Origin of the sequence: Peribacillus sp. FSL M8-0224, from assembly GCF_038003055.1 — a bacterium.
Classification (GTDB): domain Bacteria; phylum Bacillota; class Bacilli; order Bacillales; family DSM-1321; genus Peribacillus; species Peribacillus frigoritolerans.
On the sequence record NZ_JBBOOJ010000001.1, the window covers coordinates 1,957,123 to 1,981,120 of the forward strand.

Sequence of the window (23,998 nt, forward strand, 5' to 3'; positions counted from 1 at the left end):
AAACAGTCGGAATAAACTATTGAATTTTGACAAAGTTGTTATATGATAGATTAAGTTAGTTGGAAATGTATAATAAAACCAAATATTTCATTTTAAAAGTGCCCTTGTGTGAATAAGCAAGGGATAATAGGGAAATCGGTGAAAATCCGATGCAGCCCCCGCTACTGTAAACGCTGATGAAATTGTCGATAGCCACTGGCATGATGCCGGGAAGGAACAAAGTAAAATGAAGCGTAAGCCAGGAAACCTGCTTTTAAAATTGCATGATACTTTTCGGAGGGAAAGGTAGAAGGACTATGACGATTTTGGGAGGGTTTGGCAAGCTTGCCTTTGGCTCCTCATTCATATAGTTTTTTTAAACCTTGACTCTTATGTTAAGGTTTTTTATTTTGCCTTTTCCCTGGACTCAGGAGGAAGAAAATGACTACTTGGAACTTGACGGGTACAAATACGCATCTGTTGATTTGTAATGGGAGCAGCTGCATGAAAAAGGGCGGGGAAGAAGTAACCCAAGCGATTCGCGATGAAATTGCTTCAAAAGGACTGGATCTGAAAATCCATACAACGAGGACACGCTGTAACGGGAGATGTAAGGATGCCTGCGTAGTGATTGCCTATCCCCAAGGAAACTGGTATCGAGTGGAAACGCCTGATTTCGGTCGGCAGATCGTCAGTAATATCGATGATGGTGAGTTTGTTCCACAGATGATCTATCAATACAAAGACGGGGAAATGACCCCTAATCCAGATTTTCCTGCTCATACGGGTATTTCAAAGAACAAAGCGTAAAAGGAGATGTCTTAATGAGTACAAACGGTAAATTATTCGTCGTGGGCTTTGGGCCCGGGAATTTTGAACACATTACCAAACGTGCCGTCGAAGCCCTTCAAGAAAGTGACTACATCATTGGTTATAAAACTTATGTTGAACTCATTCAGGGACTGCTAACAGATCAAACGATCATTAGTACGGGGATGACCGAAGAGGTATCACGTGCACAGGAAGCAGTGAAACAAGCGGAGCTGGGAAAGAAAGTGGCGGTGATTTCCAGTGGGGATGCCGGAGTTTACGGGATGGCAGGGTTGGTTTATGAAGTATTGATTGAAAAAGGCTGGAAAGAAGAAACTGGAGTGGGCATAGAAGTCATTCCTGGCATCTCAGCAATCAACTCATGTGCGTCTTTACTTGGGGCGCCCGTCATGCACGATTCGTGTACGATCAGCCTCAGTGATCATTTAACTCCTTGGGAACTGATCGCTAAAAGGGTTGAAGCAGCTGCAATGGCAGACTTTGTCATTGCACTGTATAATCCGCGCAGCGGCAGGCGGACCCGGCAAATTGTTGAAACACAGAAAATTCTCCTTCGCTACCGCTCGCCGGATACACCTGTCGGGTTGGTGAAAAGTGCTTATCGCGATAGGCAGGATATTGTCATTACCAATTTGAAGGATATGTTGAATCACGATATTGGAATGTTGACCACCGTCATTATCGGTAATTCATCCACCTTTTTATATGACGACAAAATCATCACACCGAGAGGCTATCAAAGAAAATATACGTTGAATTCGGAAAAGCAAACTTTGAAGCCGCATCAGCGACTGCAAAAAGAAGCGGAACCGTGGGCATTAGATCAAGAAGCCTTACCCGAGTCCGCTGGAGGAGTTGGCTTACTTACAAAAGCACCTGAAAAGAAGCAAGCTTCCTTTGAAATGGCAATGGAAGCTCTGTCCAGAGTCAAGGGTCAAGCCGTTCAGCAATCCATTAAGCCGGTTGTTCAGCAAAAAATGGAGTCGGTGTTCGAACTTGCCGTTAGTCCAGGTGTGGCGAATAAACAATTCACTCCCAAACAAATGATGACACTTGCGGAAGTTGTCGGGGAAAAGGGAACGATGGAATACACGCCAAATCATAAAATTGTCTTAAAGATTCCGACAACGGATCCGGAAGTCATTACGGGGAAATTGCAATCAGCAAACTTTCTTTTGTCGCCAATTGGAGATGTACTGACATTAAAAGCCTGTGATTTCTGTGATGGTGAAAAAGCGGAATCCATTCCTTATGCAGATGAAATACACCGGGTGCTTGGCGGAATGAGCATGCCCAAGGAACTGAACATCGGTTTTAATGGGTGTGGGATGGCTTGTTATAGTGCTGTGATGGATGATATCGGGATTGTCTTCCGAAAAGGGAAGTTCGACTTATTTCTTGGAGCTAAACCGGTTGGAAGAACAGCCCATCCGGGTCAGCCGGTAGCGGAAGGCATTGAACCGGAACAGCTTGTAGAACTGATCACGGACATTGTCGGCGAGTATAAGCAAAATGCCCATCCAAATGAGCGGCTTTTTAAATACTTCAAACGTTCGAAAAAGATACAGAATTTTTCTTATCAGGACATCGCTCCCAAAATAAACATAGAGCCTGCGCCTTGTGAAGACTAATCAAGAGGGGGAAAGTAAATGAAAGCAGTTTTGTTCGTAGGACACGGAAGCCGGTTGGCTTCGGGAAATGAAGAAGTCCGTCATTTTATTGAAAATATGATTCCGGCAATGGACGGGCGTTTCCTAGTGGAAACGTGCTTCTTGGAATTTGCGGCACCGAATATATCCAAAGGAATTGATAATTGTGTAGAACGAGGGGCTACTGAAGTTATCGTCATACCGATCATTTTGTTGCATGCAGGACATTCGAAATTACATATCCCAGCTGAAATAGAGGATGGGAAAACCAAGTATCCAGAAGTGAAATTCACATATGGCCAAACGATCGGGGTCCACCATGATGTATTGACGATCCTGACAGACCGTCTTGAGGAAGCGGGATTCGATACGACCTCTGAACATTCTGAGACAGCGATATTGCTAATTGGCCGAGGCGGCAGTGATGCTGATGCAAATAGTGATATATATAAAATTTCACGATTATTATGGGAAAAATTAAACGTTAAATGGGTCGAAACAGCCTTCATGGGTGTAACGGACCCTCACGTTGATGAAGGTATTGAACGATGCATCCGCTTAGGGGCAAAAAAAATAGTGATGCTGCCATATTTCCTCTTCACTGGGGTGTTGATGGAAAGAATGGAGGATATGCTGAAAGGCTATCAAGAGCAATATCATGATCGAGAATTCATATTGGCAAAGTATTTTGGATATCATCCAACCTTACAGAACATTCTGCAAGAACGAGTAATTGAAGCCAGTGAAGGCAAATCAAGCGGGGCGCGTGATTTGGAAAACTATCGTAAACATGTCGAGGAACATGGACATGCTCACCATCATCACCATCACGATCACGACCACGACCATGAACACCATCACGACCATGATCATCACCACGATCATGATGGGCAAGCGGTGGGGACATCAAAATGATTTTGTTCTTGGCGGGTACAAGTGATGCAAGGGAATTAGCGATTGAGATGCAGCAGGTTGGGTTCAAGGTTTTGGCAACTGTTGTAACCGAATCGGCGGCCAAGAGTTTGCAGGATGCAGGGATATCCACCCGGATTGGCCGATTATCTGCAGAAGATATGACATCTTTAATCTCTGCAAAAGGTTTTCAGGCTGTAGTCGATGCAAGTCACCCATTTGCCGAAGAAGCATCCAAAAACGCCCTTATTGGAGCAAAGGCAGCAAATGTTCCTTATATTCGTTATGAGCGTGAAAGTCAACGGTTTCAGAATGATAAATTGATAGTTGTCCGTGATTATGAGGAAGCTGCCAAGCTTGCCGCAGAAAAACGGGGAGTCATCATGCTCACGACCGGAAGTAAAACCCTAGCCGTGTTTGCAAAAGAATTGGTGGGGCTCGAGAATACCAGAGTCATAGCGAGAATGCTGCCACGAATGGACAATATGGAAAAATGTGCGCAGTTGGGCATTGAACAAAAAAATATCGTTGCGATTCAAGGGCCATTTTCCAAAGAATTAAATAAAGCTCTATATGAACAGTATGGGGTCACATTGATGATAACGAAAGAAAGTGGCAAGGTCGGTGCGGTTGATGAGAAATTGGAAGCCGCGTTGGAATGTGGAATAGAGACGATCATGATATCACGACCGGATGTTGACTATCAAAATGTTCATTCCAGTTTTGATCATGTCATTGCCGAGTTGAATAAACAGCTAATTGAAAAATAGGAGGAATGCAAGATGGATTTTAAAACAGATTTTAAACCACTAACGGTAGACCCTGACAAAATATATGATTATAGCTTTTCAATCATTGCTGAAGAAATGGGCAATCATGATTTTTCTGAAGATGAATGGAAGATTGTCCGCAGGGTCATTCATGCTTCAGCGGATTTTGAATTGGGAAGAAGTGTCATCATCCATCCAAATGCCATTCAAGCTGGTGTGGAAGCCATTCGCAAAGGAAGGCATGTCATTGCTGATGTGCAAATGATCGAGAGCGGTACAGGCAAAAAAAGATTTCAAAAACACGGCGGGGACGTTCATTGCTATATTTCAGATCCGGATGTGATGGTCGAAGCAAAACGTTTGAATACGACAAGGGCAATCATTTCGATGCAAAAAGCCGTAAAGGAAAATGAAGGGGGCATTTATGCCATTGGCAATGCACCTACCGCTTTACTTGAGCTCATTCGCCTTATTAAAGAAGGGATTGCAAAACCGGACTTAATCATTGGAATGCCTGTTGGGTTTGTTTCTGCAGCAGAATCGAAAGAGGAACTCGCTAAGATCACAGAAGTTCCATTCATTACGAATATTGGCCGAAAAGGTGGAAGTACTGTCACTGTTGCTGCATTGAACGCGATTTCCCTTTTAGCTGATAGTTAAAAAACATGGAAAAGAAAGTGAAAAAAGACCCCTCACAAATGCGTCATGGATATACGACGGGAGCATGTTCAACTGCCGTGACCAAAGCGGCATTGACCGCTTTGATCACGGGGGATGCACTTGAGGAGGCAACGATTTCCTTGCCCATCGGCCGAGATGCCACTTTCACTATTGAGAAATATGATATATCAGATAATGCGGTTAGTGCTGAAACGATCAAAGATGCCGGAGATGATCCCGATGCCACACATCTGGCCCATATTATCTCTACTGTCAGCTGGTCGGATGCACCCGGGATTATCCTGGATGGAGGGACCGGAGTTGGTCGTGTGACAAAACCCGGGCTTCCCGTTCCTGTAGGTGAAGCAGCCATTAATCCTGTACCGCGCAAGATGATTTTAACAACTGTGCAGCAAACATTGGAAGAATTCAAGATCAATAGAGGAGTGAAAATCGTCATCTCCGTACCCGCAGGTGAAGAAATAGCGAAAAAAACATTAAATGGCCGCTTAGGGATTGTGGGAGGCATTTCCATTTTGGGAACAAGGGGCACTGTCGTCCCTTTTTCCAGTTCCGCCTATATGGCAAGTATCGTCCAGGCCATCAGTGTCGCCAAAGCGAGTGGGTGTGAGCACCTTGTCTTAACGACTGGCGGGCGCAGTGAAAAGTATGCAATGGGCCTACTTCCAGATTTACCTGAGGAAGCCTTTATTGAAATGGGTGATTTTGTAGGCTTCTCACTTAAGCAATGTAAGAGGCAGGGAATTAAAAAGGTCTCACTGGTCGGCATGATGGGTAAATTCTCCAAAGTGGCCCAAGGTGTGATGATGGTGCATTCAAAAAGTGCCCCGGTCGACTTCGGTTTTCTATCGGAAATAGCCCAAAGCGTTGGAGCCGATGATGACCTTGTTCTTGAAATCAAGAATGCAAACACAGCATCACAAGTCGGGGACATGATGTCAGCCATTAATAATTTTGATTTTTTTAATAAACTATGTGAATCTTGCTGTCACTCTGCGATAAACCAAGTGAAGGGCGGCATTGAAATGGAAACGGCGATTTATTCGTTGAAAGGTCAATTACTGGGAAGGGCTGTTGGAATTGAGTCAATCGATTAAATTAATTGGGATAGGGGATAACGGTCAGGAAAGCTTACTGCCTCAATATGCCCAATGGATAGAAGAAAGTGAAGTGCTGGTCGGAGGTGAACGGATCTTATCCTTCTTTCCGAACTATTCTGGCAAGAAGATTGCCATAAAGGGCGGCTTGAAAAAGGTCGTGGAACAACTGCAGGATGAAACTCGTCCAACCGTTGTCTTAGCTTCCGGTGACCCACTGTTTTATGGAATGGGAGGCTATCTTTCCAGCAAAATCAACATGGAGGTTTACCCATATTTCAGTTCGATTCAGCTTGCTTTCGCAAAAATGGGGGAAAGCTGGCAAGATGCCTTCCTCGTCAGCATTCATGGCCGCAGTATGAAAGGGCTGGCCCAAAGGATTGATGGGAAAGCGAAAGTGGCCTTACTTACAGACAGTGAAAATAGTCCTAATCAACTGGCTAAATATCTCCTTTCATTCGGAATGACTGAATACCGGGCATTTGTGGCTGAAAACCTACAAGGAGAAACCGAAGACTCTGGCTGGTATGAACTTGATGAAATGATGGAGCGGGAATTCTCTCCCTTGAATGTCGTCATTTTGAAAAGAAAATCAGAAGGTCCAAGCTGGTCCTTGGGGATAGAAGATGAAGAATTTTCGCAGCGTAAGCCGGACAAAGGCCTCATAACCAAAAAGGAAATTCGAGTATTGAGTCTGCATGCGTTGAATCTAAGGAAAAACAGCATAGTTTGGGATGTTGGGACGTGTACGGGATCAATGGCAATTGAAGCGGCCAAGCTTGCATCCGAAGGTCAAATCTTCGCAATTGAAAAAAATGAGCCTGATTTAGAAAACTGTTATCAAAACCAACGTAAATTCCGTACCGATATAACGGCGATTCATGGGAAAGCCCCGCAGGGATTGGAAACTTTTCCAGATCCTGATGCGATTTTCATTGGCGGGACCGGCGGCGAAATGGGAGAGCTGATCAATACTTGCTGCAAACGGCTTAAAGTTGGCGGCAGGATCGTTCTGAATGCTGCGACGATTGAGAATCTTTACAGGGCTAATGAGGCATTTGCTGAAGCTGGTTTTCACACTTCCATCATGCATGCGCAAATCTCCAGAAGTAAGCCAATATTGGGAATGAACAGATTTGTACCGCTTAATCCGGTTTATATCATTACTGCACAACGAAAGGAAGACATGAATGAGTAATCTTGGTACATTATATGGCCTTGGCGTGGGCCCAGGCGATCCAGAACTTATTACGGTAAAGGCATTTCGCGTGATTCAGGAATCTCCGGTCATTGCGTATCCCAAAAAAAGAAAAGGGAGTAAAAGCTACGCCCATCGCATTGTTGAAGTTTACATTCGTCCTGAAGAGAAGGAGATGCTTGGCCTTGTTTTTCCGATGACGAAAGATCAAACGATCTTGGATCGGGAATGGAGCGGAACGGTTGAAAAAGTTTGGCAAAAATTAAATGAAGGTAAAGATGTAGCTTTCGTTACGGAAGGCGATCCGCTTTTATATAGTACGTTCATACATATGATGAAATTGATGCAGGAGTTGCATCCCGAAGTCGAAATCAAGACGGTCCCGGGCATTTCTTCCTTTAATGGATCAGCGTCAAGGCTGGGCATCGCTTTGGCTGATGGTGATGATCATGTTGCGATAGTTCCTGCAAGGGATGATTATGAAGCGATGAAGAAGGCGATCGAGGATCATGATGCCGTGGTGTTCATCAAAGTGGCAAAGGTCATCGATTTAATGATTTCCGTTTTAAAAGATCTGGACTTACTTGAAAAGGCCTCGGTCGTAACCAAAGTCACTTCCGATGAAGAGGTGATTTGGAAAGTGAGTGAATTGGAAGGACTTGAACTAGAATACTTAACATTGATGGTGGTGAGAAAATGAAGATATATATTGTAGGGGCCGGCCCGGGTGATCCGGATTTGATTACTGTAAAAGGATTGAACATTCTCCAAACGGCCGATGTGATTTTATATACGGATTCATTAGTGAATGAAGAATTGATTGCTAAGGCAAAACCCGATGCCGAGGTGCTAAAAACGGCAGGAATGCATTTGGAAGAAATTGTTGGAATCATGGTCGATCGTGTTAAAGAAGGAAAGATGGTTGCCAGAATCCATACAGGGGATCCTGCCATGTACGGTGCAATCATGGAACAAATTGTCCTATTGAAGAAAGAGGGTATTGGTTATGAGGTGATCCCTGGAGTGAGTTCGGTATTCGCCTCAGCAGCGGCAATAGGAGCAGAGCTGACTATCCCAGATTTAACCCAGACACTCATATTAACGAGGGCTGAAGGACGTACACCTGTTCCGGAATTTGAAAAATTACGTGATTTGGCCAGTCATCATTGTACGATTGCCCTTTTCTTGAGTGCGACCTTGACCAAAAAAATCGTTAAAGAACTCCAGGAAGCCGGTTGGAAGGATGAAACACCGGTCGCAGTCATTCAACGGGCAACATGGCCGGACCAAAAAATTGTCCGTACCACATTAGTGAACTTAGATGATGCCATGCGTCAAAACGGTATCCGGAAGCACGCGATGATTTTGGCTGGATGGGCTTTGGACCCTGACATCCATGATAAAGATGAATACCGTTCCAAACTATATGATGCGAGTTTCACCCACGGTTTCAGAAAAGGTGTTAAACCATGATCATTGAATTGAAAGAAACGGAACTTGCTCCCATTAAACGGTCCCATACTTATGCGATCGTAGCGATTACAAAGCATGGTGTCGAGCTGGCACGTAAATTACATACCGTTTTTTCGAATTCCGATCTATATTACATGAGCAAGTTTGAAAAAGGGGACGAAGAGCATAAACAGATCCAGCTTTTTTCGGGCAGCGTCCGTATGCTATTGCCAGCTTTATTCAAGGAATATAAAGGAATCATACTAATTATTTCTCTCGGGGCAGTAGTCAGGATGATTGCACCCATTTTGAAGGATAAGAAAACGGATCCAGGTGTCGTAGTCATTGATGATAAAGGGGAAAATGTTATCAGTGTACTTTCAGGGCATCTGGGAGGGGCAAATGAACTGACAAAGGAAGTGGCTGCAGCGCTTGACGCAAGAGCCATAATCACGACGGCTTCGGATGTACAAAAAACGATTCCTGTCGACTTATTCGGCCAGCGCTTCGGCTGGATTTGGGATTCCGCAGAAAAATTGACACCAGTAAGTGCGTCCGTTGTAAATGAAGAGCATGTTGCCGTTGTACAGGAATCAGGGGAACGGAACTGGTGGCATTATGATACGGCATTACCTGAACGAATTATCGTATACGCATCCATTGAAGAAGCGCTTCAAGCAAAGCCGCAAGCTGCTCTGGTCGTGACTCACCGCATGCTTAAGCAGTCGGAAAAGAGGATCCTGGAAAATGGAATCGTATATCGTCCAAAGGTCATCGCTCTCGGTATCGGGTGCAATAGGGGAACGGCGGCGGCTGAAATTGAGCAGGTGATTACAGAAACATTAGCCGAATTATCATTTTCAATAAAGAGCGTTAAAGCGATTTGTACAATTTCCTTAAAGAAAGACGAAATCGGCTTGATTGAAGTAGTTGAAAAATACGGCTGGGAATTCGTACATTATGAACCCGAAGAGCTTAATCAAGCCAAAATCGAGGCGCCATCGGATACAGTGTTTAAATACACGAGTGCATATGGTGTGAGTGAACCGGCTGTGAGGATTTATACCAAAGCTGAACAATTGGAGCTTGTTAAGAAAAAATCGGGGAACGTAACCATTTCAGTTGGGGTCATTCCTTTTTAAGGAGGGAGAAGAAATATGAATGATAGAAGATTGGTAATTGCGGGTACCGGAAGCGGGGTCGGTAAAACGACATTGACCATCGGAATCATGGCAGCCCTCCAGAAGAAAGGCTATACGGTTCAAGGGTTCAAATGTGGTCCTGACTATATTGATCCTACTTATCATACTGCAGTTACAGGACGGGTTTCACGCAATCTTGACAGTTGGATGTTTGAACATGACACTGTTCGAGAAATTCTTAACAAAGCAAATGCAGGAGCTTATATATCGATCATCGAAGGGGTCATGGGCTTCTTCGATGGCAAAAGTCCGTTAGCTAATACAGGATCGACGGCTGAAATCAGCATCATCACGCAAAGCCCTGTCCTGTTGGTAGTCAACTGTGCAAGTATGGCTCGGAGTGCAGCTGCCATCGTAAAAGGATTTCAGGACTTTTCGACCGGTCCTAACATCATTGGGGTCATTGCCAATCAAGTGGGAAGTGTAGGCCATTACAAAATCGTCAAATCAGCCATTGAGCAAGAATGCGATGTACCGGTGCTGGGATATATGAAACGGGAAATGGATATTGATATTCCAAGCCGTCATTTGGGCTTGATTCCTGCGATTGAACGCGGTGAACTTAACCCTTTTTTCGATAAGCTTGCACAATTGGTCATGGAAACGATCGATATCGATCAGTTGTACCGATTGTCAAAGACAAATCCCGTTTCCAGTGGGAACTCAAATATTTTTCAACCCAAAAATGAAAGTGACGTGTGCATTGCCGTCGCAAAAGATGCAGCCTTCAATTTTTATTATCAGGAAAACCTTGAATTACTTGAAGCATTTGGGGCGAACATCAAATATTTTTCTCCTTTAAAAGGGGAAGAAGTTCCATTGGATGCCGATGGTTTATACCTTGGTGGCGGTTTTCCTGAGGAATTTGCAGCTGAACTTTCCGGTAACATGGGTGCCATAAAATCCATCAGAACCTCCATTGAAAAGGGGATGCCGACTCTAGCGGAATGTGGCGGTTTCATGTTTTTGAGCAAATCGATTGAAACGACTTCCGGAGAGACGCATCAGATGGCAGGAATCATACCGGGCAGGATTAAAATGCAGAAAAAACTGGCAGCACTAGGATATCGTGAAATTACAGGAACTCCAGGCAATTTTTTAATCAATGAAATCGAGCAGGCAAAAGGTCATGAATTCCACTACTCGACATTTGAAGCGGATGATGATCTTACACATGCCTATCAAGCCAAAGGCAGATTCGGTTCGAAACAAGAGGGGTGTGTATTAGGTAACCTTGTTGCAGGGTATACTCACTTTCATTTTGCTTCAAATCCAACACTAGCAAAGAACTGGATCAATGCTTGCTTAAAACGAAAAAACAGATCTGCCCATGAAACAATCAACTAGGAAAAGGCATTTTTTGAAGATTAAGAGGAGGCGCGAGCATGAAACCGGGAAAAGTTCATCTGGTCGGTGCGGGTCCCGGAGATCCGAAACTGATTACGGTATATGGACTGGAATGTATCCAAAAGGCGGATGTCATTGCATATGACAGGCTTGTCAATCCAGAACTATTAAACTATGCAAAAGAAGATGCAGAACTGGTGTATTGCGGGAAATCACCAGGGAAACACCATCTCATTCAAAATGAAATACATGAACTTTTAGTGGAGAAAGCCTTACAGGGGAAAAACGTCACCCGTCTGAAGGGTGGAGATCCATTTGTCTTCGGGCGGGGCGGTGAGGAAGCGGAGATACTGGCTGCTAACGGGATTGAATATGATATCGTCCCAGGAATCACAGCAGGAATCGCAGCACCGGCTTATGCGGGCATCCCGGTAACCCACCGTGAACATGCCTCAAGTTATGCCATTGTGACAGGCCATGGCCGTGATTACAAGGGGCAGGATAACCTGAATTGGCAGGCGTTGGCTCAAGGCATCGATACCATTGCCTTTTATATGGGAATTGGTAATATGCCGTTCATCTGTGAAAAATTGATGGAGCATGGCAGGGATGGTAAAACGCCAGTGGCCGTCATTGAATGGGGCACGACAGATAAACAAAGGACAATCACCGGTACTTTGAGTTCGATTTCTTCGAAGGCTGTAAAAGAAGAAATTCAAAATCCGTCAATCTTTCTAGTAGGGGATGTCGTCCAATTAAGAGAAAAAATCCAATGGTTTGAAAGAGTGATTGAATCAGAGTCCATTATGGAAGGGAATGAGTTGGAATGTCCATCATTCAAGAATTGAAGGAACGCCGGGCGATAAGGAATTACGAAGAAAAAGAAGTGGAAGATCAAAAAATCAGGCAGTTATTGGAAGCGGCTACGTATGCCCCTAACGACCGATTGCGTGAACCTTGGAGTTTTTATGTAATCAAGGGAGAAGCGAAGCACCGGTATGAAAGTTTGGCAGAAAGGTATCTACATGAGCGCTTCCCTACCAAACCAAAATTGATTGAAAGTTCACTGGAAGTTGTTAAGACGACACCGCTCATCATTGTCGTGACTTCTGATATTTTGCCGGATGATCCAGATTCATCCGAAGACAATGTATTCGCGTCTTGTTGCGCTGTCCATTCGATGTGGCTTGCCGCAAAAGAGCTAGGTCTTGGATTCGTTTGGCGGACTAGAGGAGTGGGTCTTGTCAGGGATGAACGCCTGCACGAATTTATCGGCTCACCGGATAACAAAAAAGTGATCGGCACCATTTTTGTCGGATACCCTAAAGGAGATCAACCGGTTCCTGCTACTAAAAGGACTTCATACATAGAAAAAACAGTTTGGCTATGAGGGTAGGTGAGTGAGTGGCACGCAGAGGATTAATGCTTATTTATACGGGAAACGGGAAAGGGAAGACGACTGCCTCATTAGGGGTGACTTTAAGGGCAATCGGCAGAGGAATGAATGTCAAATACCTTCAGTTCATAAAATCTCCAGAGCGTACATATGGGGAAGCATTGGCATTGGGAAAATTAGGAGTTAAAATGGAACAGCTAGGTATTGGTTTCACATGGACCAAAACCCCGGAAGAGCATCGCAATGCATTGGCGTTAGCTTGGGAAAAGGTGAAGCTGGCCCTTGCTGATCCGGGCATTGATTTACTTGTTTTGGATGAGCTGAACAATGCTTTAGCCATTTCCAAATTCCCGATTGATGATGTCTTGCCATTGGCTGAAGTCATCGATGCAATTCGAAATCGTCCCGCTCATATGCATATAGTCATTACCGGTAGGGACGCCAAGCCAGAGCTTATGGAAATGGCGGATTTGGTTTCATCGATTGAGGCGACCAAGCATTATTATGCCGAGGGTATCGGTGCAGTCAAAGGATTAGAGTTTTAGGGGGTGAGCGTAATGAAGGCACGATCCATCATGATACAAGGGACGTCATCCGATGTAGGGAAAAGTTTGATTTGTACGGCGTTTTGCCGGGTATTTTCCAATAAAGGATTACGTGTCGTCCCTTTCAAATCACAAAACATGGCTTTGAATTCTTATGTAACCTTGGATGGCGGTGAAATCGGACGGGCACAGGGAGTACAGGCGGAAGCAGCACGGATAACGGCAACGACTGATATGAATCCGATATTACTGAAACCAAAGCAGGATATGGTTTCGGAAGTGATCGTTCACGGAAAGCATTTTCTTGATATGAATGCAAAAAGCTATCGGTCCCAATTTGTCCAGGAAGCCATGCCCATCATCCGTAAATCGGTGGAAAAACTACAAGATGAATATGACATCATAGTACTCGAAGGGGCAGGAAGTCCTGCTGAAATTAACCTTAAGGACCGGGATATTGCAAATATGCGAATGGCTAAACTCACGGATGCGGCTGTCATTTTAGTGGCCGATATTGATCGTGGTGGAGTATTTGCGTCCATTATCGGGACACTTGCCTTATTGGATCAAGAAGAACGAGATAGTGTAAAGGGGATCATCATCAATAAATTTCGTGGCATGCGTGAATTGTTGGACGATGGCATTGAATGGGTGGAAAAGGAAACCGGGATTCCGGTCCTCGGGGTGCTGCCCTATCTAGACGTGAATATTGAAGCGGAAGATTCACTTGCCCTCTCTTCCTTACGTTTTAAAAAACCTAAAAAGGCTGAGTTTCCGATCGATGTAGCCGTCCTGAGATTTCCGCGGATCTCCAATTTTACAGATGTGGATCCTTTTTTCGATGAACCCGGAGTAGGTGTCCGACTTGTTAGAAGTGTCCATGAGTTAGGTAATCCCGATCTGCTAATTTTGCCGGGTACAAAAAACACGATGGAAGATTTAGAGTGGTTGAAACGTATGGGATTGGATGGGGCCATCGATGAACGGCGGAAACAAGGAACGATGATATTCGGCATATGCGGCGGTTTTCAAATGCTTGGGACTAAACTTTTCGATCCCGACGCGGTCGAGGGTGACGGTGAGAACGCAGAAGGGCTTTCGCTTCTTCCGGTGGAAACCGTCTTTCAAGCAGAAAAGAAGACGGTACAAATGGAAGGTGTCCTTTCTGCTGGGATAATGGAAAGTCAAATGAATCTTAACGGTTTCGAAATACATTTAGGCAGAACGACATTGAAGTCACAAGTAAGGCCCTTTCTATTATTGAAGGATGGAAGAGAGGATGGAGCCATTTCCAATGACAACCAAGTTATGGGAACATATCTCCATGGAATATTCCATAATCGCTTGTTCACTAGATTACTGGTTAACCAAATTCGACGGAACAAGGGGTTGGATGAAGTGAAAGAAAACGTTCAAAGCGACTCGGAGCGCAGGGAGGAAGCGTATAATCTCTTGGCTTCCCATCTGGAAGAAAACATTGATATGGATACCATCTATCAATGGCTGCAGCTGGAAACTGCAGAAAGTTGAAAAGGTCATTAGGTTAATGTTGATCAAAGCCCTTTTACCTTTAAAAAAGATCAATTTAGAGCGATAATTCCTTTTATTTAGCCATTTTAAGTGACAGAGACATACAAGATATGTTATGTTGTCTACTCTACATACTTTATACAAAATAAAAGGATGAGGTGTTCATATGAATAAAACAGAATTAGTGAGCAGTGTTGCAGCACAAGCTGAACTGACAAAAGACGACGCAAAAAAAGTAGTGGACGCATTGTTTGAAACAATCACGGCTACACTTGCTAAAGAAGAAAAAATCCAATTAGTTGGTTTTGGTACATTTGAAGTGCGTGACCGCGCTGCCCGTACAGGAAGAAACCCGCAAACTGGCGAAGAAATACAAATTGCAGCTAGTAAAGTACCTGCTTTTAAAGCAGGTAAGGAATTAAAAGAAGCTGTAAAATAAATGAGTAACGAAAAAAACCTGGCGATGCGATATTCGCCAGGTTTTTTTGTTTACTGTCATGCGCTTCGAAAAGCAGTAAATGACAGTCATTTTTATATATTCGGTGCCATTTTCAAACGGAGGCGTATAGGGCGTTCTCATGACCAACAATGGAAGAAGCCCACTCCATTAAGCGGTAATGGAATGTAACACAAATGAAAAAAAATTATAGTACTTATTAGTAAGGTTTATACTGTGACTATGTTAGGCTAAGTAATAACAAGTTTTAAAACCAAAATAAAAGAGGTGAAAGATATGCTGAAGAAAATAATGAAAAAAATCAAACAGCTTTCCCAAGGCAGCAGTGAGCGAAGACATGGTCATTATCGCCGAGGCAGCAGCAGCAGCAGCCGAGGTTACAAAAGGTATCCCATGAGTGGAAGTGACCGCTACAAGAGAAAAGGGCGCGGCAGTAGCAGCTAATTCAATTTCTTTGACTTCAATGCAGCCTGCAGGTCCATTGAGATTTCTTTAATATCTGAATAAGGTTCTTGGATGCTTAATAACCTTTTCAGTAAATGCACGGTTTCTTTTTCTAACGAAAGCTCTTCTGTCCAAGGAAGAGTCTTTTTACTTTTGGAGGCGTACGTCGTATAAAGTACATATAGAAGTATTTCCCCCAAGTCGTAAAAATCCTGCCTTTTGAGCTGCAAAATGGATTCTTTAGTAAAATCGGCCGAATTGATCATTTTAGACAAACCAAAGTCTATCAAAATGGGCTGATGGTTCTTAAGTAAAATATTCGGTATACGTAAATCTTGATGGAAAATGTCATGCTCATGTAGATAAGATACTAAATCCACCAGCTTATTTAGAAAATATAGAGACTCTTTCTCATTGAACGTTAATTGATTCAAGAAAATATGATCTTCTAAATTATCCCCTTCTATGAAATCCATCACAAAAAAAACATTTCCACCTTGCGAAAATTCCTCGTGAAATTTAGGGATATTTCTGTGGTTTAACATTCGTAATATGGAAATTTCATTTTCAAACTGTTTCAGCTCTTTTTTGCTGCGGCGTTTACTTTTCCGGAGCTGTTTGATCACTATATTTTCATTCATTTTCAAATCATTGCAACGATAAACAATACCGTAGCTTCCTGTTCCGATTACAGCTTTTACCTCGTAGCGGTAATTCAAAACCACACTCTTTTTTAAAGGAATATCCACAATTAACTGGTAGAACTTTCTAAAGGAACGCAAAATTGAAACTTCCCTCACCACTTTCAAATATTCGAGTCAAGAACCAAAAAAAGACCATTATTAACTATGCTGGAAATATGAATGATCATGGTTAGTTTAACACTGATTTTTGATGATGCGGTAATGAAAGTCTTTTATTCGGGGAGTTCTTTTATACAATAGTTCACAATTAAAAAGAGCTATAAAAAATTTTTCCTTAAATTTCATAATATGAAATTATATGATTATTAAAATGATTAAGGTTTACTATAATGAATTCATAATAAAAGAGTAGGAGGTGATAAGATGGATGGGCGCGAGTTGAGAAATTGCTTTGGTAAATTTCCAACCGGAGTCACGATAGTGAGCTGGTTTGATGGTAGAGTTCAAAAGGGCATCACTGTGAATTCTTTTACCTCGGTTTCCTTGGATCCCCCGCTTGCTTTAATATCAATTCATAAAGAAGCAAAAGCCTGCACTAGCATGAAAGACAAGGCTTTTACCATTAATATTTTGTCGGATGAACAAGAATCCATTGCATGGAAATTTGCGGGAAGCAAACAGGAAATACTTGAAATCGACTGGGATAACAAGGGGATTTCACCAAAAATAAATGGTAGTGTTGCCTGGCTGGAATGCACACCATGGAAAGAGTACGGTGCTGGTGATCATGTATTATTCATCGGTGAAATCCAGGAGTTACATTTCGAAAATTTGGAAGCGCTTACTTTTTATCAAGGGAAAATGGGGTCTGCTAAACTCACGAGTAAAGCAGCTGAATTCACGAGTAAACCGGCCAAACTCACGAGTAGCCATTAAATTCACGAGTAAAATTGCTAAACTCACGAGTAAAACAGCTGAATTCACGAGTAAACCGGCCAAACTCACGAGTAAAACAGCCAAATTCACGAGTAAACCGGTCAAATTCACGAGTAAAACAGCTGAATTCACGAGCAAACCGGTTAAACTCACGAGTAACCATTAAATTCACGAGTAAAATTGCTAAACTCAAGTAATGCAGCTGAATTCAAGAATAAACCAACAAAGGACCCCTTTTATGGTAATTACTTGGAAAGTTATGTATTATTAAAATTGAATATTCGGAAAAATTAAGGAGCGGTGTTATGAGTTTAACAATCACTGATTTGTTCATCGGCCAGGTTGCTAGTATGCAACGCACATTTAATGAATCTGACGTAAAATTATGTAATGAATTAACAAAAGATTACAGTCCTATTTATCAAGTGAATAAAGAAGCATGGAAAAGTAATTTCAGCAGGCCGGTTGTACCTGGTTTGTTAACGGAAGGCCTAATCACTCAAGTAATCAGTGAAAAACTCCCTGGTAGTGCCTGTATACTTTTACAAAAGGAATTGGTCTTTTATCATCCAGTACATATAGGCGATATAATTTCAGCGGAACTCGAGGTCATTGATATTAATTTGAATAGAGATTGGGTTACGCAAAAGGTGACTTGCTTTAATCAAGCAGGAATAGAAGTCATTAAGGGGCAAGTTGTCATTTTTGTTTTAAGTAATCAAGATACTAGGTGATGTGAATGGAAAATGTTAAAAACGTAATTAGGAATTGGGGATCGATTGAAGTTGACGAAAATGGAAAAGTTATAGGCGCAACAGCTGATTTTTATGAATATTTCATGATTATGCCGACTGATTTGATAGGAAAGTCCATTACGAGGATCATTCACACTTCTTCCAGCTTTTCTTTGAAAGGTATTGACCATAAACATGTGTTTTCTGGTGTGATCAGCGGACATGCTTGTTTCATAAGGGTATTTCGTCGAGAAGCTGATACCCTTTATACCATAATCATCCGTCAAGACGAACTGGAATACAGTGATTTAGTGTATTTTACCAACTCCTTGGAGAAGAATAAAATCAAGAAAAATTCCGTGGTTCAAGGTCGATATAGCTTCGAAGAGATTGTTGGAAAGAGTAAGGAGATTGAGAGGGTAAAAGAGCTGGCCGCCAGAATAGCTACCAGCAGTTCAACAGTACTGCTTACAGGGGAAACGGGAACGGGAAAGGAACTTTTTGCCCAGGCGATCCATGGTTTGAGTACAAGAAAAGCACAGCCTTTTGTGCCAGTAAATTGTGCTGCGATTCCAGATGAATTATTTGAATCGGAGATTTTTGGTTATGAAGCTGGCGCTTTTAGCGGGGCGAAAAAAGAAGGTAAGCCTGGAAAAATAGAATTAGCTCAACATGGTACGTTGTTTTTAGATGAGATTTCTGAATTGCCTTATCAGGCTCAAGGTAAGCTATTACGAGTTTTACAGGAAAGGGAAGTGGAAAGGCTAGGCGGGACGGGAACTAAAAATGTTGATATACGTATTATTGCTGCATCGAACAGGGATTTAAGAACCCTTATTCAAGAAGGGAAATTCCGCCAAGATTTATATTATCGACTTTATGTTTTTGAATTGAAAATTCCTTCTTTAAGGGAGCGACAGGAAGATATTCTTCCTCTGGCCTATCATTTCGTCGAGTATTTCAATAACAAGTTAGGGTCCCATGTGAAGGAAATTGATCCTAAACTCCAAGATTGGTTGATCCAATATGATTGGCCTGGTAACATCCGTGAAATCAAAGCGATAATCGAACGCGGAATGAATATCGTAGATGGTGGGACTCTAACGCTGGAATCTTTATATTTTACACCTAATTTCATATTGGAGGTTCCCTCAGTTGGAATCAATAATCCTTTTTCCGGTACGTTGGATGAAGTTGTAGGTAATGCTGAAAAATCAGCCATTCAGCGAGCATTAAAAGATTCGGAAGGGGATCGTTCTTTAGCAGCTCAAAAGCTGAAAATTCATGTTGCTAGTTTATATAGAAAAATTGCCAAATACAAATTGAAATAATAGTTTCATCTAATGAAATATCATCAGGTAAACCATTAGGGCACACTTATAAAGTGTGTATTTTTTTTGAAATTCGCAACTTTGATTTGCAGTATTGCGAAAAAATGCAAACCTGCGAAAGTTTTAGGAAACTATAGCCAAATTTGTAGCCAATTCAAGTTGGCACACAAATTGCAATTATAGTTGTCAAGTAAGAGGTTTCGTGTTTAGTGGAATGTCCAAAATACAGATAAATAGTATACAAGGAGGTAATGATATGCTGAATTTTTCTTTTTCGGAAGAGCAAGATTATTTTCGTAAAATATTGAAGGAATTTGCTAAGGAAGAGCTGCTTCCACATTATACAAAATGGGATCGCGAAGAGATTACTCCAAAACATTTGTGGAAAAAGCTGGGGGACCTTGGCGTAAATGGTCTTCGGATTCCTGTGGAATATGGCGGAAGCGGTGCAGATTGTGTGACAACGGGGATAGCTGCTGAGGAGATAGGGCGTGGTGATTTCAATCTTACTTATGCGGTGATGTTGAATGCATTAATCGGTGAAATTATCAATAATCATGCTAGCGAGGAACTGAAAAAGGAATGGCTTCCCAAAATTTCAAGTGGTGAAAAAATTGTCGGCATTGCCATTACGGAGCCATCCGCAGGTACGGATGCAGGCGGAATTAAAACAACAGCAGTACATAAAGGAAATAAGTATGTGCTTAATGGAGAAAAGTCTGGAATTAGTGTAGCTATGTGTGGAGATGCATTTGTTTTATTTGCAAAGACAGAACCTGGATGGGGAAATCGAGGGATAAGTGCTTTCATGGTTCCTGCCGATATATCAGGAGTTGAATGTAGAGGGTACGCAGACATGGGGAATATCCCCATTGGAAGAGGTTCGATATATTTAACCGATGTCGAGGTTCCGGAAGAGAATATGATCGGTCTTCAAAATAAAGGGTTTTCCCAAGTGATGAATGGGTTTGATTTAAGTCGGCTGTTAATAGGGCTGCAATGTGTTGGCACCGCTTCACAAAGTATCGATGAAACCATCGAACATGTGAAAATCAGACATTCATTTGGTAAACCGTTGGCGACATATCAAGGGGTCTCCTTCCCAATTGTGACCCACTCTACCCAATTAGAACTGGTGAAGTGGCAAGCCTATCGAGGCCTTTGGCTTCGTGACCAAGGGTTGAATCATAGTAAAGAATCGGCTTCCGTTAAGTGGTTAGGGCCTAAATATAGTGTAGAAGCTATCCATGAATGTTTGCTGCTTAATGGTCATTATGCTTATACGAAGGAAATGCCTCTTGAGCAACGCTTGCGTGATGTGATTGGGTTGGAAATAGGTGATGGCACTGCACAAGCCAATATGATGGTCATAGCAAAGGACATAATAGGAAAGGAGTTTCGTTCGCATTAATCCAAGGGATTAGCATTATTACAGTCGTGTTGGGTACGAACAGAGAATTGATGTGATGCAAGGCAGATCATCCTTAATAGTCAAGAAAACGAAGGGAATGAGAACGATGGAATTAACAGATGTAATTTATGAAAAAAGAGGCGGCATTGCAAAGATAACAATGAACAGACCTAAAGTTTACAATGCTTTTCGTGCCAGAACAATTCAAGAATTAATTTGGGCTTTTCGGGACGCTTGGGATGATAATCGTGTGGGTGTAGTGATTCTGACTGGAGCTGGCGAGAAGGCATTTTGTGTAGGTGGAGATCAAAAGGAAAAGGGAGAAGAAGGAGGATATAGTCATTCTGGTGGTTTAGGTGGTGGAATGGGACTGGAAATCGAAACGCTGCATCAAACGATCCGCAACATTCCTAAGCCGGTCATTGCAGCGGTTAATGGGTTTGCCATCGGAGGCGGGCATGTCCTTCATGTCATATGTGACCTAACCATTGCATCTGATACGGCAAAATTTGGCCAGAGCGGGCCAAAGGTCGGTAGTTATGACGCAGGTTTCGGTTCAGCTTATTTAGCACGAATTGTCGGAGAAAAGAAAGCGAGGGAAATCTGGTATTTGTGTGAACAATATTCTGCACAAGAAGCAAAGGAAATGGGACTTGTGAACAAAATCGTTGCCCCAGAACAATTGCTCGAGGCAGCAGAAGAATGGGCAAGAAAGATCCTTGATAATAGTCCAACTGCGCTAAAAATGCTCAAATATTCCTTTAATGCAGATAGTGCCAACATTCAAGGGATTTCACAACTTTCGATGGGCAGTTTAGCGATGTTTTACAATACACCAGAATCGGAAGAGGGAAAAAATGCCTTCCTGGAAAAGAGGCCTGTTGATTTTATTAAATTCAGAGGTTGATGAGGGGGAAGAAAACTAGTGAAATTGGAGACGATTTTGACTCAGCAATATGTGGAGAAATATCAAGACGTTTGGCCAAACCGAACGATTTTGGATTATTTGAATGATGCTATAGTAAAGCATCCAGAGAAGATAGCGATTATCGATAAAAAAAGTAGTTTTACTTACAAGCAGCTTGGTAAGTTGGTCGATCGAATCGCATTGGGTCTCTTGCATATAGGATTGGGTAAGGGGGATGTTGTCTCTTTTCAACTGCCTAACTGGAATGAATTTATAATCTTACACTATGCTGTTACAAGAATCGGTGCCATCAGCAATCCCTTGATACCGATTTATCGAGATAGGGAAATTGGCTATATGGTTGGGATGGCAGAATCTAAAATGATTGTTGTACCAGATTATTTCCGTGGGTTTTATTACCCTGACATGATTGAGAGACTAAGCCATCAATGGCCTTCAATGAAACATATATATGTGATTGGGGAAAATGCCCCGAATGGGATGAAACTGTTCTCCTCCCTATTTGATGAACCTTGGGAAGACCGGATGGATTCTTCCATTTTGGATGAAATCACACATGACCCCAATGATGTGACTGAAATTATCTTTACCTCGGGAACCACGGGAAGTCCAAAAGGAGTTATGCATACACATAATACCCTTTGTATATCGACAAATTATTGGATTGACCGCTTACATTTAAAATCCGATGACGTTCTTTTCATGGCGTCAACGTTCGCTCACCAAACGGGTTTTGGTTATGGAGTCAGGCTCCCAACACATATTGGAGGTACGGGAATCTATCAAGACATTTGGAATCCGAGAGAGTTTATTGAATGGGTTGAGAAGGAAAAGATAACGTTTACGGCGGGTGCCACTCCTTTTCTGCAAGATACGGTTCAGATGGAGGGGATAGAAAGGTATGACCTCAATTCGCTGCGAGTCTTCGTAGCTTTGGGTGCCCCGATTCCCAGGCATTTAGTAAAGGAGGCCGTGAAAAAAGTACCGTTCAAGATATTGTCAGGGTGGGGACAAACGGAAGATGGCTTGGTAACCTTGACGAGACTTGAAGATACAGAAGAAAAACTGACGAATACCGACGGAATCCCGTTTCCGGGTATGGAGTTAAAGATAGTGGATTTTGAAGGGGAAATCTGTGCCCCGAATATAGAAGGCTCTTTATTAGTAAGGGGTCCGGCTCTTTTTGTCGGCTATTTTAAACGAATCAATGATACGTTAGCTGAGTATAGTGACGGATGGTTCATTACCGGTGATCGAGCATTCATTGATGAAGACGGGTATATCCGGATTTCTGGAAGAAACAAAGACATAATCATACGTGGCGGTGAAAATATTCCAGTCGCTTATGTAGAAAATGTACTGTATGAACACCCGGATATTTCTAGTGCTCAGGTTATTGCGGTTCCAGATTCCCGTCTTCAGGAAAAAGCATGTGCATGTATCAGTATGAAAACGGGGAAGAGCCCGATCACGCTGGATTCCATGCAGGAATTTCTCCTGGAAAAGGGATTGGCAAAACAATATTGGCCTGAATTTATTGAAATAATGGATGACTTTCCTCGTACGGCAAGCGGGAAAATTCAGAAATTCCGGCTCCGGGAAATGATTAATGAAAGGATAACTGACAATATATAAGCAAGCAGCTTAAATAAATCCATATTGACGAAATAGTGAAAGTGGAGGGGAATATGATGACAAAAAGAATGGCATTTATCACAGGTGCTGGAAGCGGAATTGGCAGAGAAATTTCAAAAAAATTGGCTTCTCGCAATATTAACGTCATCGTGGCTGATATTAATCTTAAAAATGCAGAGGAAACGGTTTCTTTAATCGAAAAGTCGGGTTTTGAAGCCAGAGCGGTCCATTGTGATGTAACGAAATTAGAAAGTGTAAAAAAAGCCGTCGAAGAATCAGTGAACTATTATCATAGAATAGATATATTGGTTAATAATGCAGGCTGGGATAAGGTGGAACCATTTTTAAAAAGTGATCCCAGCACATGGAAAAGGATTATCGATATTAATTTACTTGGGCAGATCCATACATGCAAGGAAATTTTACCTCTCATGATTGAAAATGGATACGGTAAGGTAGTAAATATTGCATCCGATGCAGCTAGAGTCGGATCAAGTGGAGAAGCAGTTTATTCGGCTGCTAAAGGAGGGGTTATTGCCTTTACAAAAACGATAGCAAGAGAAATGGCACGTCATAAACTCAACATCAATTGTATAGCGCCAGGTCCTGCTGATACGCCCCTATTTCAAGAAATAGGCTCATATAATGAAGGTATAGCTAGCGCCTTGGAAAAAGCGATTCCATTCCGCCGGCTAGCACAACCAGAGGACATTGCCAGTGCTGTTTCCTATTTCGTTTCGGAAGAGGCAGGGTATATTACGGGGCAAACTCTTTCCGTAAATGGTGGATTAACAATGGTTTAATAGATCGTGGTTATGTGGGTATGGAAGATTGAAAGTTTAGTAACCCTAAATCAAGAAAACTTTTCTAATACGTTTGACAATTGGAT

At 42.4% G+C, this 23,998-nt stretch carries 26 protein-coding genes and 1 riboswitch; of the genes, 24 read left to right on the forward strand and 2 right to left on the reverse strand.

Annotation, left to right across the window (positions count from 1 at the left end):
• Positions 1 to 79: 79 nt before the first annotated feature.
• Positions 80 to 269: riboswitch (cobalamin riboswitch) on the forward strand.
• A 151-nt stretch (positions 270 to 420) separates the two neighbouring features.
• The 17 genes from MKX49_RS09405 to MKX49_RS09485 all read left to right on the forward strand — a co-directional run bounded on the left by MKX49_RS09405 (position 421) and on the right by MKX49_RS09485 (position 15,217).
• On the forward strand, positions 421 to 789 hold the full coding sequence (locus tag MKX49_RS09405) for a (2Fe-2S) ferredoxin domain-containing protein (RefSeq protein ID WP_048678453.1): 369 nt from the start codon (positions 421 to 423) through the stop codon (positions 787 to 789).
• A 14-nt stretch (positions 790 to 803) separates the two neighbouring features.
• Entirely contained in the window at positions 804 to 2,441 is a 1,638-nt protein-coding gene (gene cobJ, locus MKX49_RS09410; RefSeq protein ID WP_048678454.1) for a precorrin-3B C(17)-methyltransferase, read from the forward strand.
• Between the two features lie 18 nt (positions 2,442 to 2,459).
• The gene (locus tag MKX49_RS09415) at positions 2,460 to 3,374 is read left to right on the forward strand and encodes a sirohydrochlorin chelatase (RefSeq protein ID WP_323598029.1); all 915 of its coding nucleotides are present in this window, start codon (positions 2,460 to 2,462) and stop codon (positions 3,372 to 3,374) included.
• Positions 3,371 to 4,141: a precorrin-6A reductase gene (cobK, locus tag MKX49_RS09420; RefSeq protein WP_252297846.1), complete on the forward strand. Its 771-nt coding sequence runs from the start codon at positions 3,371 to 3,373 to the stop codon at positions 4,139 to 4,141. The genes MKX49_RS09415 and cobK overlap by 4 nt, the downstream gene beginning before the upstream one ends.
• Before the next feature lie 12 nt (positions 4,142 to 4,153).
• Entirely contained in the window at positions 4,154 to 4,801 is a 648-nt protein-coding gene (locus MKX49_RS09425) for a precorrin-8X methylmutase (RefSeq protein WP_034312499.1), read from the forward strand.
• A gap of 5 nt (positions 4,802 to 4,806) precedes the next feature.
• Positions 4,807 to 5,919, forward strand: coding sequence for a cobalt-precorrin-5B (C(1))-methyltransferase (locus MKX49_RS09430; RefSeq protein ID WP_340876223.1), 1,113 nt, complete (start codon positions 4,807 to 4,809; stop codon positions 5,917 to 5,919).
• Positions 5,903 to 7,117, forward strand: coding sequence for a precorrin-6y C5,15-methyltransferase (decarboxylating) subunit CbiE (cbiE, locus tag MKX49_RS09435; RefSeq protein ID WP_340878509.1), 1,215 nt, complete (start codon positions 5,903 to 5,905; stop codon positions 7,115 to 7,117). Before MKX49_RS09430 ends, cbiE begins: the two co-directional genes overlap by 17 nt.
• The gene (cobI, locus tag MKX49_RS09440; RefSeq protein ID WP_323598028.1) at positions 7,110 to 7,817 is read left to right on the forward strand and encodes a precorrin-2 C(20)-methyltransferase; all 708 of its coding nucleotides are present in this window, start codon (positions 7,110 to 7,112) and stop codon (positions 7,815 to 7,817) included. Before cbiE ends, cobI begins: the two co-directional genes overlap by 8 nt.
• A complete protein-coding gene (gene cobM, locus MKX49_RS09445) occupies positions 7,814 to 8,590 on the forward strand; it encodes a precorrin-4 C(11)-methyltransferase (RefSeq protein WP_048678465.1) in 777 nt (258 codons plus the stop codon). Before cobI ends, cobM begins: the two co-directional genes overlap by 4 nt.
• On the forward strand, positions 8,587 to 9,711 hold the full coding sequence (locus MKX49_RS09450) for a cobalt-precorrin 5A hydrolase (RefSeq protein ID WP_340876224.1): 1,125 nt from the start codon (positions 8,587 to 8,589) through the stop codon (positions 9,709 to 9,711). Before cobM ends, MKX49_RS09450 begins: the two co-directional genes overlap by 4 nt.
• A gap of 15 nt (positions 9,712 to 9,726) precedes the next feature.
• Positions 9,727 to 11,118 (forward strand): cobyrinate a,c-diamide synthase, encoded by a 1,392-nt coding sequence (locus MKX49_RS09455; protein WP_340876225.1) that lies wholly within the window; start codon positions 9,727 to 9,729, stop codon positions 11,116 to 11,118.
• Between the two features lie 38 nt (positions 11,119 to 11,156).
• Positions 11,157 to 11,966, forward strand: coding sequence for a uroporphyrinogen-III C-methyltransferase (cobA, locus tag MKX49_RS09460; protein ID WP_063593325.1), 810 nt, complete (start codon positions 11,157 to 11,159; stop codon positions 11,964 to 11,966).
• Entirely contained in the window at positions 11,945 to 12,508 is a 564-nt protein-coding gene (locus tag MKX49_RS09465) for a nitroreductase family protein (RefSeq protein WP_057275916.1), read from the forward strand. The genes cobA and MKX49_RS09465 overlap by 22 nt, the downstream gene beginning before the upstream one ends.
• Before the next feature lie 14 nt (positions 12,509 to 12,522).
• Positions 12,523 to 13,059: a cob(I)yrinic acid a,c-diamide adenosyltransferase gene (locus tag MKX49_RS09470; RefSeq protein ID WP_063593326.1), complete on the forward strand. Its 537-nt coding sequence runs from the start codon at positions 12,523 to 12,525 to the stop codon at positions 13,057 to 13,059.
• 12 nt (positions 13,060 to 13,071) lie between these two features.
• Complete coding sequence (locus tag MKX49_RS09475) at positions 13,072 to 14,589, forward strand: cobyric acid synthase (protein ID WP_340876226.1); 1,518 nt, start codon at positions 13,072 to 13,074, stop codon at positions 14,587 to 14,589.
• 166 nt (positions 14,590 to 14,755) lie between these two features.
• Complete coding sequence (locus MKX49_RS09480) at positions 14,756 to 15,028, forward strand: HU family DNA-binding protein (protein ID WP_063233522.1); 273 nt, start codon at positions 14,756 to 14,758, stop codon at positions 15,026 to 15,028.
• Positions 15,029 to 15,217 carry a hypothetical protein gene (locus MKX49_RS09485; protein WP_340876228.1) on the forward strand — a complete coding sequence of 63 codons (189 nt, stop codon included), beginning with the start codon at positions 15,029 to 15,031 and terminating at the stop codon, positions 15,215 to 15,217.
• A 269-nt stretch (positions 15,218 to 15,486) separates the two neighbouring features.
• Here MKX49_RS09485 and MKX49_RS09490 read toward each other — a convergent pair whose 3' ends face one another.
• Positions 15,487 to 16,272 (reverse strand): serine/threonine protein kinase, encoded by a 786-nt coding sequence (locus MKX49_RS09490; RefSeq protein WP_340876229.1) that lies wholly within the window; start codon positions 16,270 to 16,272, stop codon positions 15,487 to 15,489.
• A gap of 285 nt (positions 16,273 to 16,557) precedes the next feature.
• Here MKX49_RS09490 and MKX49_RS09495 point away from each other — a divergent pair, with 285 nt between their 5' ends.
• Entirely contained in the window at positions 16,558 to 17,070 is a 513-nt protein-coding gene (locus tag MKX49_RS09495; protein WP_340876230.1) for a flavin reductase family protein, read from the forward strand.
• Here MKX49_RS09495 and MKX49_RS09500 read toward each other — a convergent pair.
• On the reverse strand, positions 17,054 to 17,263 hold the full coding sequence (locus tag MKX49_RS09500) for a hypothetical protein (protein ID WP_340876231.1): 210 nt from the start codon (positions 17,261 to 17,263) through the stop codon (positions 17,054 to 17,056). The genes MKX49_RS09495 and MKX49_RS09500 overlap by 17 nt on opposite strands.
• Positions 17,264 to 17,375: 112 nt before the next feature.
• Between MKX49_RS09500 and MKX49_RS09505 the strand changes: the two genes are divergently transcribed.
• The 6 genes from MKX49_RS09505 to MKX49_RS09530 all read left to right on the forward strand — a co-directional run bounded on the left by MKX49_RS09505 (position 17,376) and on the right by MKX49_RS09530 (position 23,912).
• Positions 17,376 to 17,804, forward strand: coding sequence for a MaoC/PaaZ C-terminal domain-containing protein (locus tag MKX49_RS09505; protein ID WP_318291668.1), 429 nt, complete (start codon positions 17,376 to 17,378; stop codon positions 17,802 to 17,804).
• Between the two features lie 5 nt (positions 17,805 to 17,809).
• A complete protein-coding gene (locus MKX49_RS09510) occupies positions 17,810 to 19,135 on the forward strand; it encodes a sigma-54 interaction domain-containing protein (protein WP_340876232.1) in 1,326 nt (441 codons plus the stop codon).
• A gap of 256 nt (positions 19,136 to 19,391) precedes the next feature.
• Positions 19,392 to 20,546: an acyl-CoA dehydrogenase family protein gene (locus MKX49_RS09515; protein WP_340876233.1), complete on the forward strand. Its 1,155-nt coding sequence runs from the start codon at positions 19,392 to 19,394 to the stop codon at positions 20,544 to 20,546.
• Positions 20,547 to 20,652: 106 nt separating this feature from the next.
• Entirely contained in the window at positions 20,653 to 21,453 is an 801-nt protein-coding gene (gene menB / locus MKX49_RS09520; protein ID WP_340876234.1) for a 1,4-dihydroxy-2-naphthoyl-CoA synthase, read from the forward strand.
• A gap of 18 nt (positions 21,454 to 21,471) precedes the next feature.
• On the forward strand, positions 21,472 to 23,109 hold the full coding sequence (locus tag MKX49_RS09525) for an AMP-binding protein (protein ID WP_340876235.1): 1,638 nt from the start codon (positions 21,472 to 21,474) through the stop codon (positions 23,107 to 23,109).
• Positions 23,110 to 23,165: 56 nt separating this feature from the next.
• Entirely contained in the window at positions 23,166 to 23,912 is a 747-nt protein-coding gene (locus tag MKX49_RS09530; protein ID WP_340876236.1) for an SDR family NAD(P)-dependent oxidoreductase, read from the forward strand.
• Positions 23,913 to 23,998: the final 86 nt, after the last annotated feature.

Coding starts and splice junctions, on each gene's coding strand:
- MKX49_RS09405 (WP_048678453.1), top strand. CDS start 421: ATGACTACTTGGAACTTGACGGGTACAAATACGCATCTGTTGATTTGT.
- cobJ (WP_048678454.1), top strand. CDS start 804: ATGAGTACAAACGGTAAATTATTCGTCGTGGGCTTTGGGCCCGGGAAT.
- MKX49_RS09415 (WP_323598029.1), top strand. CDS start 2,460: ATGAAAGCAGTTTTGTTCGTAGGACACGGAAGCCGGTTGGCTTCGGGA.
- cobK (WP_252297846.1), top strand. CDS start 3,371: ATGATTTTGTTCTTGGCGGGTACAAGTGATGCAAGGGAATTAGCGATT.
- MKX49_RS09425 (WP_034312499.1), top strand. CDS start 4,154: ATGGATTTTAAAACAGATTTTAAACCACTAACGGTAGACCCTGACAAA.
- MKX49_RS09430 (WP_340876223.1), top strand. CDS start 4,807: ATGGAAAAGAAAGTGAAAAAAGACCCCTCACAAATGCGTCATGGATAT.
- cobI (WP_323598028.1), top strand. CDS start 7,110: ATGAGTAATCTTGGTACATTATATGGCCTTGGCGTGGGCCCAGGCGAT.
- cobM (WP_048678465.1), top strand. CDS start 7,814: ATGAAGATATATATTGTAGGGGCCGGCCCGGGTGATCCGGATTTGATT.
- MKX49_RS09450 (WP_340876224.1), top strand. CDS start 8,587: ATGATCATTGAATTGAAAGAAACGGAACTTGCTCCCATTAAACGGTCC.
- MKX49_RS09455 (WP_340876225.1), top strand. CDS start 9,727: ATGAATGATAGAAGATTGGTAATTGCGGGTACCGGAAGCGGGGTCGGT.
- cobA (WP_063593325.1), top strand. CDS start 11,157: ATGAAACCGGGAAAAGTTCATCTGGTCGGTGCGGGTCCCGGAGATCCG.
- MKX49_RS09465 (WP_057275916.1), top strand. CDS start 11,945: ATGTCCATCATTCAAGAATTGAAGGAACGCCGGGCGATAAGGAATTAC.
- MKX49_RS09475 (WP_340876226.1), top strand. CDS start 13,072: ATGAAGGCACGATCCATCATGATACAAGGGACGTCATCCGATGTAGGG.
- MKX49_RS09480 (WP_063233522.1), top strand. CDS start 14,756: ATGAATAAAACAGAATTAGTGAGCAGTGTTGCAGCACAAGCTGAACTG.
- MKX49_RS09485 (WP_340876228.1), top strand. CDS start 15,029: ATGAGTAACGAAAAAAACCTGGCGATGCGATATTCGCCAGGTTTTTTT.
- MKX49_RS09495 (WP_340876230.1), top strand. CDS start 16,558: ATGGATGGGCGCGAGTTGAGAAATTGCTTTGGTAAATTTCCAACCGGA.
- MKX49_RS09505 (WP_318291668.1), top strand. CDS start 17,376: ATGAGTTTAACAATCACTGATTTGTTCATCGGCCAGGTTGCTAGTATG.
- MKX49_RS09510 (WP_340876232.1), top strand. CDS start 17,810: ATGGAAAATGTTAAAAACGTAATTAGGAATTGGGGATCGATTGAAGTT.
- MKX49_RS09515 (WP_340876233.1), top strand. CDS start 19,392: ATGCTGAATTTTTCTTTTTCGGAAGAGCAAGATTATTTTCGTAAAATA.
- menB (WP_340876234.1), top strand. CDS start 20,653: ATGGAATTAACAGATGTAATTTATGAAAAAAGAGGCGGCATTGCAAAG.
- MKX49_RS09530 (WP_340876236.1), top strand. CDS start 23,166: ATGACAAAAAGAATGGCATTTATCACAGGTGCTGGAAGCGGAATTGGC.